This window comes from Streptomyces sp. NBC_00448 (assembly GCF_036014115.1).
In the GTDB taxonomy this organism is placed as follows: Bacteria; Actinomycetota; Actinomycetes; order Streptomycetales; family Streptomycetaceae; genus Actinacidiphila.
This window is the reverse complement of sequence record NZ_CP107913.1, coordinates 2,761,054-2,775,979: the sequence shown is the minus strand read 5'-3', so window position 1 is coordinate 2,775,979 and position 14,926 is coordinate 2,761,054. Positions and strand designations below refer to the sequence as shown.

Sequence of the window (14,926 nt, the reverse complement as noted above, 5' to 3'; positions counted from 1 at the left end):
CTCAACCCCGCTGGTTCTCGCGCGCCTTGAGGCCGATCTGCCAGCGGTAGAAGCTCATCGCCAGTGCGTAGTCCAGGCCGGCGCGGCCGTCGAGGAAGCCGCGCCGGTAGACGTAGGCGTAGGCGAAGGAGACCAGCGGTTTGAACGGCGCCTGGTGGAAGAGCTGCCCCTGGCGGGACTTGACCTTGCGGATGGCCTCCTTCACCGAGGGGTTGAGTTCGAGCCACGCCTCCCAGTCGGAGTAGCGGTTGTGCCGGTCGAACCAGGTGCGCACCGGGTCGAGGTCCTCGTGCTCGATCGGGGCGCGCAACCGGGCCGCGGACGGCGCGACCGGCTGGTAGTGGCCCTCCTGCTCGCCCATCCCGGGGGCGTCGAGGTCGCCGAGTTCCGGGAAGTGGCAGCGGGTGCGGTCCAGCAGGACCCGCTTGACGATGGTGTGGCCGTGCCGCAGCCGCCGTCCGGCGAACCAGTAGCCGAGCGGGATGTCGAACGCGGCGACCGACGGCGGTCCGGCCGCGAACACGGTCCGCAGCTCGGCCAGCAACTCGGGGCTGGGCGTCTCGTCGCCGTCGAGGAAGAGCAGCCACGGGATCTCGGTGCGCACCCGGTCCAGGCACCACTGCTTCTTCTTCGGATACCGGCCGTCCCAGGTGTAGTCGACCACCTGCGCGCCCAGCCGCGCCGCGATCTTGCAGGTGTCGTCGGTGCTGTGCGAGTCCACCACGACCACCGCCTCGACGTGGTCGATGACCGAGGAGACCGTACGGGCGATGTTCTCCGCCTCGTTCTTGGTGGGGATGACCACGACCAGCGGGAGCTTGTTCACGAGGTCCCTCCGGAGGGGGTGGGTGATGCGGTGGCGGAGTGGGCCGGTGCGGCGAGCGGGGGCAGCCAGGCGTAGCAGCCGCTGGAGGTGACCGTCTCCGCCGTGGCAGGCACCGTCAGCACGGCCTTCGCCGCGGTGCCGGCCGAACCCGAGGAGAGGGTCTTGCCGTGGGCGCCGGTCACCCGCCAGGTGCAGCCGGAGGAGACGGCCGGTGCCTGGTAGCGGCCGGGGGCGACGGACCTGCCGGCGACCGGTGCGGCGGCGACGGCGAAGCTGCCGTCGGCGAAGCCGCGCGCGGCCGCGTCGAGGACGTAGCGCTGGTCGGGGCACAGGGTGCGCACGGCCGCGGTGGCGCCGGACCCGCTGATGTCGCCGGTGACGATGGCGCTGGCGGAGGCGGCCGGGTCGATCGCGGAGGTGCGGGTCAGCCGTTCGCACACCTCCTGGCCGCCTTCGAGGACGGCGACCGGGTCGTCGCCCTTGGGCACCCGCCCGGACAGGTACTTCCTGTCCTTCGTGCTGAAGGCGCCGCCGCCGGGCGGGGTGAGCTGGTCGTCGGGCACCTTGGGGCCGTCGGCGGCGGAGCCGGGCGCCTCCGAGGAGTCGCCACCGGTCGAGCCGCCGCTCGCGGCCTGGCCGGTGGGGGCGCCGGCCGCCACGGACGGGTGGTGATCGGCCCCGCTCCCGTTCCCGCCGCTTCCGCAGCCGCCGAGCAGCGCCACCGCCGCCGTCACGAGGACGGCGGCGACGGCGGTGCGGCGTCGGGCGCCGGTCACCCGGCGGTCCTGAGCGCGTAGTGGCTCGCGACCTGCGCGGCCGTCAGCACGGTCGGGTAGACCGCGGCCTCGTCGATCGAGCCGGCCAGGTCGTCGCTGGTGGGCCGGGTCGGCCAGCCGTTGAGGTTGTCGCCGCCGACCCGCCAGTAGCCGGCGTACGCCTCGCTGCCGGTCATGGCCGTGTTCGACCCCTTGAGCACGCCGTCGACGTAGAGCTTCGAGCCGCCGGTGCCCTCGGTGGCGACCACGTGGTGCCAGGCGCCGTCGTTGTACTTCGCCGAGGTGGTGATCGTCTGGACCTTGGGGGAGTTGATGCCGAAGACCAGCTGCCCGCTGTTGAGCATGTAGATGTGCTTGTCGTAGTGGACGCTGGTCTGGGTGGGGTCGTCGCCGAAGCCGATGATCTTCCCGCCCTTGGTGGTCGTGGTCTTGAACCACGCCTCGATGCTGTACTGCTTCGGCTGCGGGTGCTGCCGGTCGCTGTACGTCCACTGCGAAGTGCCGTTGAACGTGTACGCCTTGGAGCCCGGCACCGCGCCCGGCGTCACGCCGTGCACCGGGCCGCCGACGCTGACCCCGCTGTCGTCGGACGCCGAGGAGTCCGCGGTGTAGGAGCCGGACGCCGCGTCGTACCGCCAGTACAGCGTCGCGCCGTCGGCGAGGACCTTCGCCGGGTACGCCTCGGCCGAAGTCGGCACCGTCGCGGACGCGTTCGGCGACAGCGCGGTGGTGTTGGTGCCGTCGCTCGCCGAGACCCGGTAGGTGTACTTCACGCCCGGTGTGACGTCGGTGTCGGTGAAGGTGATCTGCGGGCGCACCCACGGAAGCGAGCTGCCGGTGGTGGTGTAGATCGGCGTGGTCGAGCCGTTGCGGTACACCCGGTAGGTCAGCAGGCTGTCGTCGAGGTCGAGGCTCGACTGCCAACTGACCTTCACCGAATCCGGGTTGATGCTCGTCACCGAGGTCTGCGGCAGGCTCGGGGCGGTGGTGTCCGGGGAGCTGGGGAAGCGGGTCAGGCCCTGCTGCGCGGTGCCGTTGACCGTGGTGAACTCCCCGCCGACCCACAGGTATTCGGTGGAGCCGACCGAGGAGAACGACATCACCCGCGGGCCGATCTGCTCGCCGATCCCGTCGTTGGTGTCGGGGAACCACGACACCAGGTGCGGGTCGCCGACCGGCTCGGCGAGCAGGTGCTTGCGCACCGAGTTCGGGTACTCGCCCATGCTGGAGCAGTCGTGGGCGTGGCTGCCGCTGTACAGCACGCTCTGGTAGACCGCGACCGTCTGGGTGGCCCCCAGGCAGTTGTCCCGCCAGACCTGGCTGAAGTCGGTGAGGCTGAAGCGGGCCCGGCCGTCGAAGACACCGCCGCCGGTGCCCTCGTTGCCGGTGTAGAAGCTGTTGCTCGCCGGGTCGACGTAGATGGTCTTGGTGACGGAGGCCGCGTCGAAGAAGCCGGTCGGGTATGCCTTCACCAGCGTGCCGCCGGTGGTGGCGTCGACGACCGCGAGGGAGTGCGAGTCGGCACCGTCGACGGTGTTGAAGTCACCGCCGAGGATGGCGTCCTCGCCGTTCGGGGTCAGCGCGAGCGCCCGGCCGGGGTTGTCCACGTCGGGCGCCCACGGCAGCAGCGCGCCGTCGGCGGCGCTGACCGCCGCGTAGCGGTGCCGGGTGGTGCCGTCGACGGAGGTGACGTCGCCGCCGAAGTACACCGCGTCGTCGGTGGCCACGATGGTGCGCACCGTGCCGCTCACCGCCGGGCGGAAGGTGGTGCTGACGGCGCAGGTGGCCAGGTTGATCGCGGCCAGGCTGCTCACGCCGGTGCCGCCGGCCGTGCCGAAGAAGCCGCCCGCGTACAGCGTCTTGCCGTCGGGGGAGACCGCCAGCGCCCGTACCGTGGCGTTGTCCGAGCCCACGGTGAACGCGGGCTGGCAGCCGGCGGGTTGGCCGGTGGCCGCGTTGAACGACGCGAAGTTCCCGGCCGCCGTCTCGCTGGTGCCGGCGGCGGCCCCCGGCGGGCGGATCGTGGAGAAGGTGCCGCCGGCGTAGACGTCGCCGCCGGACTGTGCCATCGCCCAGACGATGCCGTTGGTCTGGTAGGTGGGCAGGTTCCCGGCGGTGATGCCGACGGGTGGTTGCAGTGCGGTCGCCGGGGGCGGCCCCACGATCCCCAAAGCCGCGGCTGCCAAGGCGAGGGCAGCCGTCAACACCGGCCATCTGCGCATGCGTTGCTCTCCTCTACGGAATGTGCCCGGGATGGTGCGGGAAGGTGCCGAAGCTCTCGCCTCGGCGCTACCGGTCGATGCGGACGCTCGCGCCCGCCAGCTGATCCGCCACCTGCCGCATGTCGGCGTCCACCATCAGCCGGGCCAGCTCCTCGACCCTGACCTGTGCTCGCCAGCCGAGCAGGTCGCCGGCCTTGGAGGCGTCGCCGATGAGCGCGTCCACTTCGCTGGGCCGCTCGTACTTGGGGTCGTAGCGCACATGCTCGGCCGGGTCGAGGTCGGCGTGCGCGAACGCCGTGTCGAGGAACTGCCGTACGGTGGCGGCCCGTCCGGTGGCCACCACGTAGTCCTCGGGTTCGTCCCGTTGCAGCATCCGCCACATCGCGTCCACGTACTCCGGTGCGTAGCCCCAGTCGCGGACCGCGTCCAGGTTTCCGAGGTAGAGCCGCTGTTGCAGGCCGGCCTTGATCCGGGCCACCGCGCGGGTGATCTTGCGGGTCACGAAGGTCTCGCCGCGGCGCGGTGACTCGTGGTTGAACAGGATGCCGTTCACCGCGTACATCCCGTACGCCTCACGGTAGTTGACCGTCGCCCAGTAACCGAAGACCTTCGCGCAGGCGTAGGGGCTGCGCGGGTGGAAGGGGGTGCCCTCGTGCTGCGGGGGCGGGGTGGCGCCGAACATCTCGGAGGAGGACGCCTGGTAGACACGGGCGCCGATGCCGCTGGCCCGGACCGCCTCCAGCAGCCGCAGCGCGCCCAGGCCGGTGACGTCACCGGTGTACATCGGGGCGTCGAAGGAGACCCGCACATGCGACTGGGCGCCGAGGTTGTAGATCTCGCCCGGCTGGACGTCGCGCAGCAGGTTCACCAGCGCCACCCCGTCGGACAGGTCGGCGTGGTGCAGCACCAGCGACCGGTGGGCCTCCTGCGGGTCCTGGTAGATGTGGTCGATCCGCTCGGTGTTGAAGGACGAGGAGCGGCGCACGATGCCGTGCACCGTGTAGCCCTTGGACAGCAGCAGTTCGGCCAGGTACGAGCCGTCCTGCCCGGTGACGCCGGTGATGAGGGCGGTCTTGCCCACGTGTTCCCCCAGAGGTGGAGTGGTCGGGGCCGGTTGCCGGACCCGTGGCCGGGGCCGCCAAGCCGGGCCGTCGGTGTGCGGTCGGTCAGGCGCGCACCCGGGACAGGCTGTCAGGGCAATTCAGGGAATCGGCGGAACAGGGGGATCGGCACCATGCCGCCCCGAACGGCTGGCACAATCGCCGCCATGACCGAACTGCTGCCGCCCGGCGCCCGGATATTCGTCGCCGGCCACCGCGGGCTGGTCGGTTCCGCGATCGCCCGCCGGCTGACCGCTGACGGCCACCGGGTGCTGACCCGGACCCGCGCCGAACTCGACCTGCGCGACGCCGCCGGCACCGCCGCCTACCTGCGCGACACCCGGCCGGACGCGGTGGTGCTGGCCGCCGCCCGGGTCGGGGGGATCATGGCCAACTCGACCTACCCGGTGCAGTTCCTGGAGGACAACCTCGGCATCCAGTTGAGCGTGATCGCCGGCGCCCACCAAGCCGGCGTCCGCCGGCTGCTGTTCCTCGGCTCCAGCTGCATCTACCCTCGGCTGGCCGACCAGCCCATCCGCGAAGAGGCCCTGCTCACCGGCCCGTTGGAGCCCACCAACGAGGCGTACGCCCTCGCGAAGATCGCCGGCATCGTCCAGGTCCGGTCCTACCGGCGACAGTACGGCGCCGGGTTCGTCTCGGCGATGCCGACCAACCTCTACGGCCCCGGCGACAACTTCGACCTCGCCACCTCGCACGTGCTGCCCGCGCTGATCCGCCGCTTCCACGAGGCCGAACGCGACCGGCTGCCCGAACTGGTGCTGTGGGGCAGCGGCACCCCGCGCCGCGAGTTCCTGCACGTGGACGACCTCGCGTCGGCCTGCGCGCTGCTGCTGCGGGAGTACGACGCCGACGAACCGGTCAACGTCGGCTGCGGTGAGGACCTGACCGTCCGCGAACTCGCCGAGACGGTAAGGGACGTGGTCGGCTACCGCGGCACCATCGGCTGGGACACCGGCAAGCCCGACGGAACCCCGCGCAAGCTGCTGGACGTGTCCCGGCTGCGGTCGCTGGGCTGGCGGCCGCGGATCGCGCTGCGCGACGGCATCGCGTCGGTGTACGCGGGCTGGCGGGCCGAACAGGGCGCCGGCGCCGCGTAATCCGGGTCCGGCGCCGCGTAAGCCGGCGCCGCGTGATCCGGCGGCGCGTACTCCGCGTGTGGGCCCGGGGCCGGTGCCGGGCTCGGGCCCTTGCGGGGTTCTTGGCCGCTCCATCAGTAGGCCCCGCGTCCGTCGACGACCGCCCGCAGGGTACGGGCCATCACGTCCACGTCGCCGGCCAGCGACCAGTTGTCGACGTACCGCAGGTCGATCGCCAGCGTCTCGTCCCACGACAGCTCGCTGCGCCCGCTGACCTGCCACAGCCCGGTGATGCCCGGGCGCACCGCGAGGCGGCGGCGGGCCACCTCGTCGTAGCGGGCCACCTCGTCGGGCAGCGGCGGGCGCGGGCCGACCAGCGACATGTCGCCGCGCAGCACGTTCAGCAGCTGCGGCAGCTCGTCCAGCGAGCAGCGCCGCAGCACCCGGCCGATCCGGGTGATCCGCGGGTCGCGGCGCATCTTGAACATCAGCCCGTCGTTCTCGTTGCCGCCGGACAGCTCCAACTCGGGCCTGCGGGACTCCGCGTCGACCACCATCGTGCGGAACTTCCACATGGTGAACGGCGCACCCGCCCGCCCGTACCGGATCTGCCGGTGGAAGGCCGGGCCCGGCGAGGTGAGCCGGATCGCGGAGGCCAGCACCGCGAACAGCGGGGCGAGCAGCAGCAGTCCGAGGGCCGCGCCGGTCCGGTCCACCGCGGTCTTCAGCGCGACCGGGGTGCCGGCCCGGGTCGGTGGCGCGATGTGCAGCAGCGCGAGGCCCGCGGGCGCGTCGACCCGCATCCGGGCCAGGCCCACGTCCACCAGGCCCGGCACCACGGCGAGCGGCACGCCCGCGTCGTGCAGCGCCCACGACAGGCGGCGCAGCCGCTCGGCGGTCAGTCGCGGACCCGGCGAGACCAGGACGAGTTCGGCCCGGTGCTCGCGGACCGCGCCCAGCACGATGCCCGCGTCCTCGGCCGGGCCGGTGGGCGTGACCGGGCCGAGCCGGGAGGTGACCGGCGCCGCGCACTCCAGCTTCGCGCCGCCCACCGGCACCACCCCGACCACCACGTAGGCGTGCCCGGTCCTGGCCGTGAGGTGGCCCACCACGTGGTCGGCGGCGCTCGGTTCGCCGATCACCAGCACCCTGCGGACCGCCCGGGCGGAGTGCCGGGCGGCGGTCAGGTGGCGGTGGGTGACGGCGCGCGCGGCCGTGGCCAGCAGCGGTGCGACGCCGACCCCGGCGAGGGACAGGGACGCGCTCGCGTTCTCCTCGAACGCGGTGCGCAGCACGGCCAGGACACCGAGCAGGACCAGCCAGTCGCCGAGTACGGCGGCCAGGCCGCGGCTCTCGCCGAGCGCGGCGGCGGTGTAGCGGCGGCGGCAGGCGCGTACCGCGAGCCAGGCCGCGGCCGCCAACGCGCCGCAGACGGCGGCGTGCGGCCGGCCGGTGCGGTGCAGGAGCGAGGCCAGCGGGAGAGCGGCGCCCAGCGCGTCGACGGTCAGCGTCAACGGCAGGTACCAGGGCGCCTTGTCGCCGTGGGCGCTGTGCACGCGGTGGACGCCGTGCCAGCCGTGCAGGGCGCGCGCGGCACGGGCCCGACAGGAGCCGCCGGGCGCGCCCCCGGGTCTTCCGGGCGTGCCGGCCGCGTGCGGCGGCCCGGGCGCACCGGACAACACGGGAACGGTGGGAACAGCGGGAAGGGCGGACGCGGTGGAGGTGGCGTGCGCGGCCGGCATCGCGTGCGCGGCAAGGGCATCGGTGCGCGCCGATGCCCTGGTGCCTATCGCGTGCCGTGCGCCGCCGCGCGCGGATCTTGGTGGTGGCTCACTGTCTACGGATGTTCCGGGCAGGGCAGGTGTTGCCGAGGTTGTTTCGCTACGCCGCATGGACCCCCCTGGCACCTCGCGACCGACGTGGAGCCCCAGCACTTCCCCAAGTGCTGGCGCTCCGTGACACCAGCGAACGCTAAGCCACGTAGGGCCCGTTCCGCTGCCGATTGCACATATTCGAGTCGATGTCATGACAGAGTTGACCTTCGTGTCGCAGACGGTCAGCTCGACGGTGTATAGCGCGGGACCGGCCGCGGCGCCAGGGGTGCGGTAAGGGGAGAAACCCTGGTCGAACGCCCCTTACAGTTGGATGTCGTGTCTCTCGTTCCCACTGTGCACCTGCCCGACGATCTCGCCGCCGCGCTCACCCGCAGGCTCGCCGCCACCGCCCCGACCCAGGCGTCCGCCCAGGTGGACCGGCTGATCGAGCACTACCGCGGCGCCACGCCGACCGCCGCGCCCGTGCTGCGCGACGCCGCCGACGCGGCGGCCTACGCCGCGTACCGGATGCCCGCCACGTACGCCGCCGCGCGCTCCGCGCTCGCGGCGCTGCACGTCCGTACCGCCGGCTGGACCCCGGCCACGCATCTCGACCTTGGCGGCGGCACCGGCGCCGCGCGGTGGGCGGTCGGAGACGTCTGGCCCGGGGCGGACGGCCCGGCCGGCACCGTACTGGACTGGTCGGCGGCCGCCCTCGACCTCGGCCGCGCGCTCGCCGCGGACTCCGCGACGCCGTCCGTGCGCGCCACGACCTGGACCCGCGCCCCGCTGTCCGGCGCGCCCGCCCTGCCCGCCGCCGATCTCGTGACCGTCTCCTACGTGCTCGGCGAGCTGACCCCCGGTGACCGCGCCGCCCTGGTCGAGGCCGCCGCCGCGGCGACCCGGCCCGGGGGCGTGGCGCTCGTCGCCGAACCCGGCACCCCCGACGGCTACGCGCGGATCATCGGTGCCCGGGACCGCCTCGTCGCCGCCGGGTTCACCGTCCTCGCGCCCTGCCCGCACAGCGGTCCGTGCCCGGTCACCGGCACCGACTGGTGCCACTTCGCCGCGCGCGTGCACCGCTCGGCCCTGCACCGCCAGGTCAAGGGCGGCACCCTGCCGTACGAGGACGAGAAGTTCAGCTACGTCGCCGCGGCCCGTCCCGCCGGGCCGGGGGATTCCGCCGGGTCCGCCGGGTCCGCCGAGGTGACGGGCTCGGCCGCGGTGCCCGCCGCGAACCGCATCGTCCGCCACCCCCAGACCCGCAAGGGCCAGGTCCTGCTCGACCTGTGCGCCGCCGCCGGCGACCTCACCCGCACCACCGTCAGCAAGCGCCAGGGCCCCCTCTACCGCGAGGCCCGCGACGCCTGTTGGGGCGACCCGTGGCCGCCGGACCAGCCGCCGGCCGGGCCGGACCCCGCTACGGGCTCCGCCGACCCCTGCTGAGCACGCGCCAGGCGTAGACGCCGCTGTTGCCGGCCGCGCCGTCCACGAAGGCGTCGAGCTTTCCGCGGAACGGCACGGCCACCGCCCCGCCGCCGCAGACCACGTCCTTCGTCCCGCCCCGCGCCCGTACGGTGAGGTGGCCGCTGCCGGAGCAGGCGATCTGGAAGAGGTGCGGGCCGGGCAGCGTCTCGGCGATCTCCTCCCCGGTGTGCGCGGCCCAGTCGTAGCCCGAGGCGACCGGCCCGCCGAGATAGCCGGCCGGACGGTACCGGCCGACGAGGTCGAGGGCGGGCTCGGCGCCGGCGCTCAAGGTGGCGGCGGAGGCGGCCCGCGAGACCGAGGGCGCGGCACCGGCGGCGCCGGACGCCGACCGCGCGGGGGACCCCGTATCCGAGCCGGACCCGGAGCACGCGGCGAGCGCGACCGCGCAGGCGCCGATCAGGAGCGCGGCGCCGCTACGCCGTACAGCCCGCGCGGACGCCGCCGAACCCCGTGCGCGGGCGGGACGGTCGGGCGCTGCCGAGGTGCAATCCCGAAGTGCCGCAAGCTGGTTGGCGCCGTGCCGTTCCTCCGCCATGTCAACTCCCCCAGGGGCCCGGCGGGTTCCGGGCGTCCTGCCGGGGATGACGGGAGCGGCCGGGGTGTCGGTTCCGGCCGGTCACAACCAGCCGACGCGGTGGAAGGCGCGGTAGCACAGGCCGGACAGGGCGGCGGTGACGCCGAGCATGATCGGGTAGCCGTAGGTCCAGCCGAGTTCGGGCATGTGGTGGAAGTTCATGCCGTAGAAGCCGGCGATCATCGTCGGGATGGCGAGGATCGCGGCGCCCGCGCTGATCCGGCGCATGTCGACGTTCTGCTGCACGGCGAGCTGGCTGAGGTTGGCCGAAAGCAGGCCGTCCACCAACTCGCCGTAGGCGATGAGGTGTTCGCGGACGTGCGAGAGGTGGTCGGCGACGTCGCGGAAGTAGCGGCCCATCTCGGCGTTGATCAGGCCGTCGGCGCCCTCGGTGAGGCGTTCCAGCGGCCGGGCCATCGGGAAGACGGCGCGCTTGAACTCGATGAGCTCGCGCTTGAGTTGGTAGATGCGGCTGGCGTCGTCGCCGTGCTCGGGGGAGAAGACGTCGGACTCCAGGGTGTCGACGTCGAGTTCGACCGCGTCGGCGACGTCGAGGTAGTCGTCGACGACCTGGTCGGTGATGGCGTGCAGCACGGCGGAGGGGCCGTGCGCGAGCATCTCCGGGCGGCTCTCCAGGGCGCGCCTGACCCGGGACAGGCCGGGCGCGCTGCCGTGCCGGACCACGACCACGAAGTCGGGGCCGAGGAAGATCATCACCTCGCCGGTGTCGACCACCTCGCTGGTCGCGGTGAGCTTCTCGTGCTCGACGAAGACGACGGTCTTCAGGACGAGGAAGAGGGTGTCGCCGTAGCGCTCCAGCTTCGGCCGCTGGTGGGCGTGGACGGCGTCCTCGACCGCGAGCGGATGCAGCCCGAAGACCTCCGCGATCTCCTCCAGGTGCTCCGCGTCCGGCTCGTGCAGCCCTATCCACGCGAAGCCGCCGCGCTTGCGGGCCTCGTCCAGGGCCTGCTGCGGGGGCAGGGAGGCGGCCCGGCAGCCGTCCTCGTAGACCGCGCAGTCCACCACCACGTCGGCCGTGCAGCGCCGCTGCTCGGGCAGGTCGCCCTCGCCGTCGAGGGAGTGCCACCGCCCGGTGCGCCGCCACTGGCGGCCGAAACCGCGCCGGGAACCGTCCTTGCGGTGGATCACCGCGGGCCTGTTCGTCATCGTGCCTTCTCCAGTACCGCTCTTGCCGCGTTGTGCCCGGGGACGCCGCTGACTCCGCCGCCGCGGACCGCGCCCGCCCCGCAGAGGAAGACGTTCGCACATCCGGTGCCGACCCCCCAACGCCCTGTGGCCTGGGTCACATCGGCGCCGGTATCACCGTACCGGCCCCCGTCCGCCGCCCCGGCCCTCTCCCCGTCCGGCTCCTCGTCGGCGTACGGCCAGGACAGGTCGCGGTGGAAGATGTGGCCGCCCGGCAGTCCCACCTCCCGCTCCAGGTCGAGCGGCGACTTCGCCTCCAGGCACGGCCGCCCGTCCGCGTCGGTGGCCAGGCAGTCCGCCAGCGGTTCGGCGAGCACCGCGTCGAGCTGGGCCAGCGTCGCGGCCAGCAACTCCCGCTTGGTGCCCTCCGGGTCGGCCGCGAAGAGCCGGGCGGGCGCGTGCAGCCCGAAGAGGGTGAGTGTGTGCGCGCCGGTCGCGGCCAGCTCGGGGGAGAGGATCGACGGGTCGGTCAGCGAGTGGCAGTAGATCTCCGACGGCGGCGCGTCCGGCACCCGCCCGGCCGCCGCCTGCTCGTACGCCGTCTGCAACTGCCCGTAGCCCTCGGCGGCATGGAAGGTGCCGGCGAACGCGTCCCGCGGGTCCACCGCGCGGTCCCGCAGCCGCGGCAGGCGGCGCAGCAGCATGTTCACCTTGAGCTGCGCGCCCTCCGGCCGGGGCGGGCGCTCGGCGCCGAGCAGGCCGGCGAGCGCGTCCGGGGAGGCGTTGACCAGCACGTCGCGGGCCGCGACGGTACGGGTCCGGCCGCTCCCGGCGTCCTCGTACGTCACTTCCGCGATCTTGCCGTCCGTCGCGATCCCGGTCACCTCCGCGCCGGTCACGATCCGCGCGCCCGCCGCACGGGCGGCGGCCGCGAGCGCGTCCGTGAACGCGCCCATCCCGCCGATCGGCACGTCCCAGTCGCCGGTGCCGCCCCCGATCACGTGGTAGAGGAAGCAGCGGTTCTGCCGCAGGGACGGGTCGTGGGCATGGCTGAACGTGCCGATCAGCGCGTCGGTGAGGACCACGCCGCGCACCACGTCGTCGGTGAACGCCGCCTCCACGGTCTCGCCGAGCGGCCGTTCGAACAGCGCTTCCCACGCGGCCGGATCACCCACCCTGCGCTCCAGCTCCGCCCGGGTCGGCAGCGGCTCGGTCAGCGTCGGGAAGACCTGCCGCGCGACGTGCCCGGTCATCGCGTAGAAGCGCTGCCACGCCTCGAAGTCCCGCTCCGAGCCGGTCAGCCGCGCGAACTGCTCCCGGGTGCGCGCGGTGTCCTCCGCGTCCACCAGCAGCCCGCTGTCGCCGTGCGGGGTGTACGACGAGATGCGGCGGCGGCGCACCGCGAAGCGCAGGTCCAGGTCGTCGACGATCTTGCGGGGGAGCAGGCTCACCAGGTACGAGTAGCGGGAGAGGCGGGCGTCTACCCCGGTGAACGTCCGCGTCGACACCGCGGCGCCGCCGGTTGCCGGCAGGCGCTCCAGCAGCAGCACGTTGCGGCCGGCTCTGGCGAGGTATGCGGCGGCCACCAGTCCGTTGTGGCCGCCGCCCACGATCACCGCGTCGTGCTGCGCATCGCTCGAAACGTCCATCCCGGCACTCTACGGTGCCCCTGACCCGCCCGGCTGCCCCGTTCTGTCGGTTCAGGGACCACCTGTCGGTGGGTGGTTGCGCGCGCCCCTGGGGTACTGCGGCTCCCCCGGCGCAAGCACGGTGCGAGCCGCACGTACCAAGGGGCGCGGGGAACTGCGCGACCAGCCCACCACCGGCAGGTGGTCCCTCGGCCGGCAGGACGGGGCAGCCGGGCGGGTCAGGGGCGCCGTGGGGGGGTGCCAGGAGGCGATGGGGTCGAAGCTGCGGAGTGCGGCGGTGGGGGAGACGCGGGAGGCCGCGGCGATGGTGAGGTCGCGGAGGAGGGTGGTGGAGCGGTGCCGGGTGGCGAGGAGCCGGGCCACTCGGGCGGAGGAGGCGACGACGGAGGTCGTACGGGCCAGCCGCGCGGCCGTGTAGGACGCGAGCGCGGCACCCGTTTCCGCACCGGCAAGGTGATACGCGAGGACCACGGCGTCCTCGACCGCTTGGTTGCCGCCCTGCCCGAGGAAGGGGGTGGCGGCGTGGGCGGCGTCGCCGAGCAGGACCGTACGGCCGCGGTGGAAGGCGGGGAGCGGCTCGCGCAGGTGGTGGAGGTCGTTGCGGAGGACCTCCGCGGGCGCCGCGGCGGCGATGATCGCGGGGACGGGCTGGTGCCACCGCCCGAACCGCTCCAGCAGTTCGCCCCGCTCCCCGTCGGGACCGGTGCCGTGGCCGCCGGGCGGGGCGAGTGCGGCGGCGTACGCGTAGACGCGGCCGTCCGCCAGCGGCTGGGTGCCCCAGAGGCGGCCGGCGCCCCAGGTCTCGTGGGGCGCGAAGGGCTCGGCCGGGGTGGCGACGACCGTACGCCAGGAGGTGAAGCCGCTGTACGCGGGCCCGGGGTGGGAGGGGAAGAGCGCGGAACGCGCCGGGGAGTGGATGCCGTCGGCGGCCACGACGAGGTCGGCGGTGAACTCGCGGTCGTCGACGGTGCGTACGACCGCCGGCCGCCCGTCGGGGTCGCCCTCGTCGAGGAGCTGGGCGGCGCTGCCGGTCCGCAGGGCGCCGGACGGCAGTCGCGCGGCGAGGCGCCCGATCAGGTCCGCGCGGTGCACCAGCACGATCGGCCCGCCGAACCGCTCGGCGGCAGCCGCGCTGCTGGTCCGGGCGAGCCAGCGGCCGGAGGGGCCGCGCATCCCGCCGTCGCCCTGCCACGCGCCCAGCGCGCGCAGCTCCGCGCCGAGGCCGACCGTGTCGAAGGCCCGTAGCCCGTTGGGCGCGAGCGCGATGCCGGCGCCGACCGGCGCGAGCGTGTCGGCCCGCTCCAGGACGGTGGTCCGCCAGCCGCGCAGGTGCAGCGCGAGCGCGGCGGTGAGCCCGCCGATGCCGCCGCCGATGACGACGGCGTGCGCAGTGGACATGTCTCTCCTCCTGTCCCGACCGGGGCCGGACCCCCGTTCACTACAGCTGTAGTGGAGACGGCTCACCGTACTACGGATGTAGTGGAGGTGGTAGAGATGGGGCATGGCCAGCCACTCCGCCGCCGCGCGCGCCGACCTCGTCGCCGACACCGCGCTGACCCTGCTCGCCGAACGCGGCATGCGCGGGCTCACCCACCGTGCCGTGGACGAGGCGGCCGGGCTGCCCCAGGGCTCGACCTCCAACCACGCCCGCACCCGCCTGGCGCTGCTCGAAACGGCGGTACGGCGGCTGGCCGAGCGTGAGGCGTCGGTGCTGGCGCTGAGCGAACTGCCCCCGGGCACGCCCGCGCCGGGGGAGAACCCGGGAGCGGGCCCGGAGGCCGGGGCGGGCTCGGGGGAGCGGGCGGGTGCGCGGGGGGAGGCCGACACGGCGGCGGCGGCCGGTACGCCGGCGGACCTGATGGCCGACGCCCTCTCCCTCGCCCTGCACCGCTACCTCACCCGCCACCGCGCCCTGCTGGTCAGCCGGTACGAACTCGCGCTCGAAGCCACCCGGCGGCCGGAGCTGCGCGAGGTCTACGACGCGGCCGGGCGGCGGTTCCAGGAGCCGCTGGCGGCGATGATGGCCGCGGCCGGCTCGGCCGAACCCGAGCGGCACGCACTGTCGTTGACCGCCTGGTCCGAGGGCATGCTCTTCTCCTGCGCGGTGGGCGGTCACCACGCCGCCGCCCCCAGCAGGGAGGAGTTGCGGCGCGGTTTCCGTGAACTGCTGCGCGGTGCCTTGGGTGAGGCCGCGCCCGACGCCTGAACCGGCTGCCGACGCCTGAACCGGCCGC

At 74.1% G+C, this 14,926-nt stretch carries 12 protein-coding genes; 3 read left to right on the top strand and 9 right to left on the bottom strand.

What is annotated here, in order from left to right:
• Position 1: 1 nt before the first annotated feature.
• The 4 genes from OG370_RS11845 to gmd form a co-directional block, all read right to left on the bottom strand.
• Positions 2-826 carry a glycosyltransferase family 2 protein gene (locus tag OG370_RS11845; RefSeq protein WP_328463344.1) on the bottom strand — a complete coding sequence of 275 codons (825 nt, stop codon included), beginning with the start codon at positions 824-826 and terminating at the stop codon, positions 2-4.
• On the bottom strand, positions 823-1,602 hold the full coding sequence (locus OG370_RS11840; RefSeq protein WP_328463342.1) for a hypothetical protein: 780 nt from the start codon (positions 1,600-1,602) through the stop codon (positions 823-825). The genes OG370_RS11845 and OG370_RS11840 overlap by 4 nt, the downstream gene beginning before the upstream one ends.
• A complete protein-coding gene (locus OG370_RS11835; RefSeq protein ID WP_328463340.1) occupies positions 1,599-3,824 on the bottom strand; it encodes a LamG-like jellyroll fold domain-containing protein in 2,226 nt (741 codons plus the stop codon). The genes OG370_RS11840 and OG370_RS11835 overlap by 4 nt, the downstream gene beginning before the upstream one ends.
• 67 nt (positions 3,825-3,891) lie before the next feature.
• Positions 3,892-4,905: a GDP-mannose 4,6-dehydratase gene (gene gmd / locus OG370_RS11830; RefSeq protein ID WP_328463338.1), complete on the bottom strand. Its 1,014-nt coding sequence runs from the start codon at positions 4,903-4,905 to the stop codon at positions 3,892-3,894.
• 186 nt (positions 4,906-5,091) lie between these two features.
• Between gmd and OG370_RS11825 the strand changes: the two genes are divergently transcribed.
• Positions 5,092-6,042 carry a GDP-L-fucose synthase family protein gene (locus OG370_RS11825; protein ID WP_328463336.1) on the top strand — a complete coding sequence of 317 codons (951 nt, stop codon included), beginning with the start codon at positions 5,092-5,094 and terminating at the stop codon, positions 6,040-6,042.
• 113 nt (positions 6,043-6,155) lie between these two features.
• On the opposite strand, the gene OG370_RS11820 is transcribed toward OG370_RS11825, so the two are convergent.
• Positions 6,156-7,577, bottom strand: coding sequence for a sugar transferase (locus tag OG370_RS11820; RefSeq protein ID WP_328463334.1), 1,422 nt, complete (start codon positions 7,575-7,577; stop codon positions 6,156-6,158).
• Between the two features lie 594 nt (positions 7,578-8,171).
• Between OG370_RS11820 and OG370_RS11815 the strand changes: the two genes are divergently transcribed.
• On the top strand, positions 8,172-9,281 hold the full coding sequence (locus tag OG370_RS11815) for a small ribosomal subunit Rsm22 family protein (protein WP_443060654.1): 1,110 nt from the start codon (positions 8,172-8,174) through the stop codon (positions 9,279-9,281).
• Here the strand turns inward: OG370_RS11815 and OG370_RS11810 are convergent.
• The 4 genes from OG370_RS11810 to OG370_RS11795 all read right to left on the bottom strand — a co-directional run bounded on the left by OG370_RS11810 (position 9,256) and on the right by OG370_RS11795 (position 14,090).
• Positions 9,256-9,858, bottom strand: coding sequence for a hypothetical protein (locus OG370_RS11810; protein ID WP_328463332.1), 603 nt, complete (start codon positions 9,856-9,858; stop codon positions 9,256-9,258). The genes OG370_RS11815 and OG370_RS11810 overlap by 26 nt on opposite strands.
• A gap of 81 nt (positions 9,859-9,939) precedes the next feature.
• Positions 9,940-11,064, bottom strand: a complete 1,125-nt coding sequence (gene corA / locus OG370_RS11805) for a magnesium/cobalt transporter CorA (RefSeq protein ID WP_328463330.1) — start codon at positions 11,062-11,064, stop codon at positions 9,940-9,942.
• Positions 11,061-12,692: a phytoene desaturase family protein gene (locus OG370_RS11800; protein ID WP_328463328.1), complete on the bottom strand. Its 1,632-nt coding sequence runs from the start codon at positions 12,690-12,692 to the stop codon at positions 11,061-11,063. Before OG370_RS11800 ends, corA begins: the two co-directional genes overlap by 4 nt.
• Before the next feature lie 51 nt (positions 12,693-12,743).
• On the bottom strand, positions 12,744-14,090 hold the full coding sequence (locus OG370_RS11795) for an FAD-dependent oxidoreductase (RefSeq protein ID WP_328463326.1): 1,347 nt from the start codon (positions 14,088-14,090) through the stop codon (positions 12,744-12,746).
• A gap of 103 nt (positions 14,091-14,193) precedes the next feature.
• Here OG370_RS11795 and OG370_RS11790 point away from each other — a divergent pair, with 103 nt between their 5' ends.
• Entirely contained in the window at positions 14,194-14,898 is a 705-nt protein-coding gene (locus OG370_RS11790) for a TetR/AcrR family transcriptional regulator (protein WP_328463324.1), read from the top strand.
• Positions 14,899-14,926: the final 28 nt, after the last annotated feature.

Excerpts from the sequence above, each read along its gene's own strand:
- OG370_RS11825 (WP_328463336.1), top strand. The coding sequence starts at position 5,092 with ATGACCGAACTGCTGCCGCCCGGCGCCCGGATATTCGTCGCCGGCCAC.
- OG370_RS11790 (WP_328463324.1), top strand. The coding sequence starts at position 14,194 with ATGGCCAGCCACTCCGCCGCCGCGCGCGCCGACCTCGTCGCCGACACC.
- OG370_RS11795 (WP_328463326.1), bottom strand. The coding sequence starts at position 14,090 with ATGTCCACTGCGCACGCCGTCGTCATCGGCGGCGGCATCGGCGGGCTC.
- OG370_RS11835 (WP_328463340.1), bottom strand. The coding sequence starts at position 3,824 with ATGCGCAGATGGCCGGTGTTGACGGCTGCCCTCGCCTTGGCAGCCGCG.
- corA (WP_328463330.1), bottom strand. The coding sequence starts at position 11,064 with ATGACGAACAGGCCCGCGGTGATCCACCGCAAGGACGGTTCCCGGCGC.
- OG370_RS11800 (WP_328463328.1), bottom strand. The coding sequence starts at position 12,692 with ATGGACGTTTCGAGCGATGCGCAGCACGACGCGGTGATCGTGGGCGGC.
- OG370_RS11810 (WP_328463332.1), bottom strand. The coding sequence starts at position 9,858 with ATGGCGGAGGAACGGCACGGCGCCAACCAGCTTGCGGCACTTCGGGAT.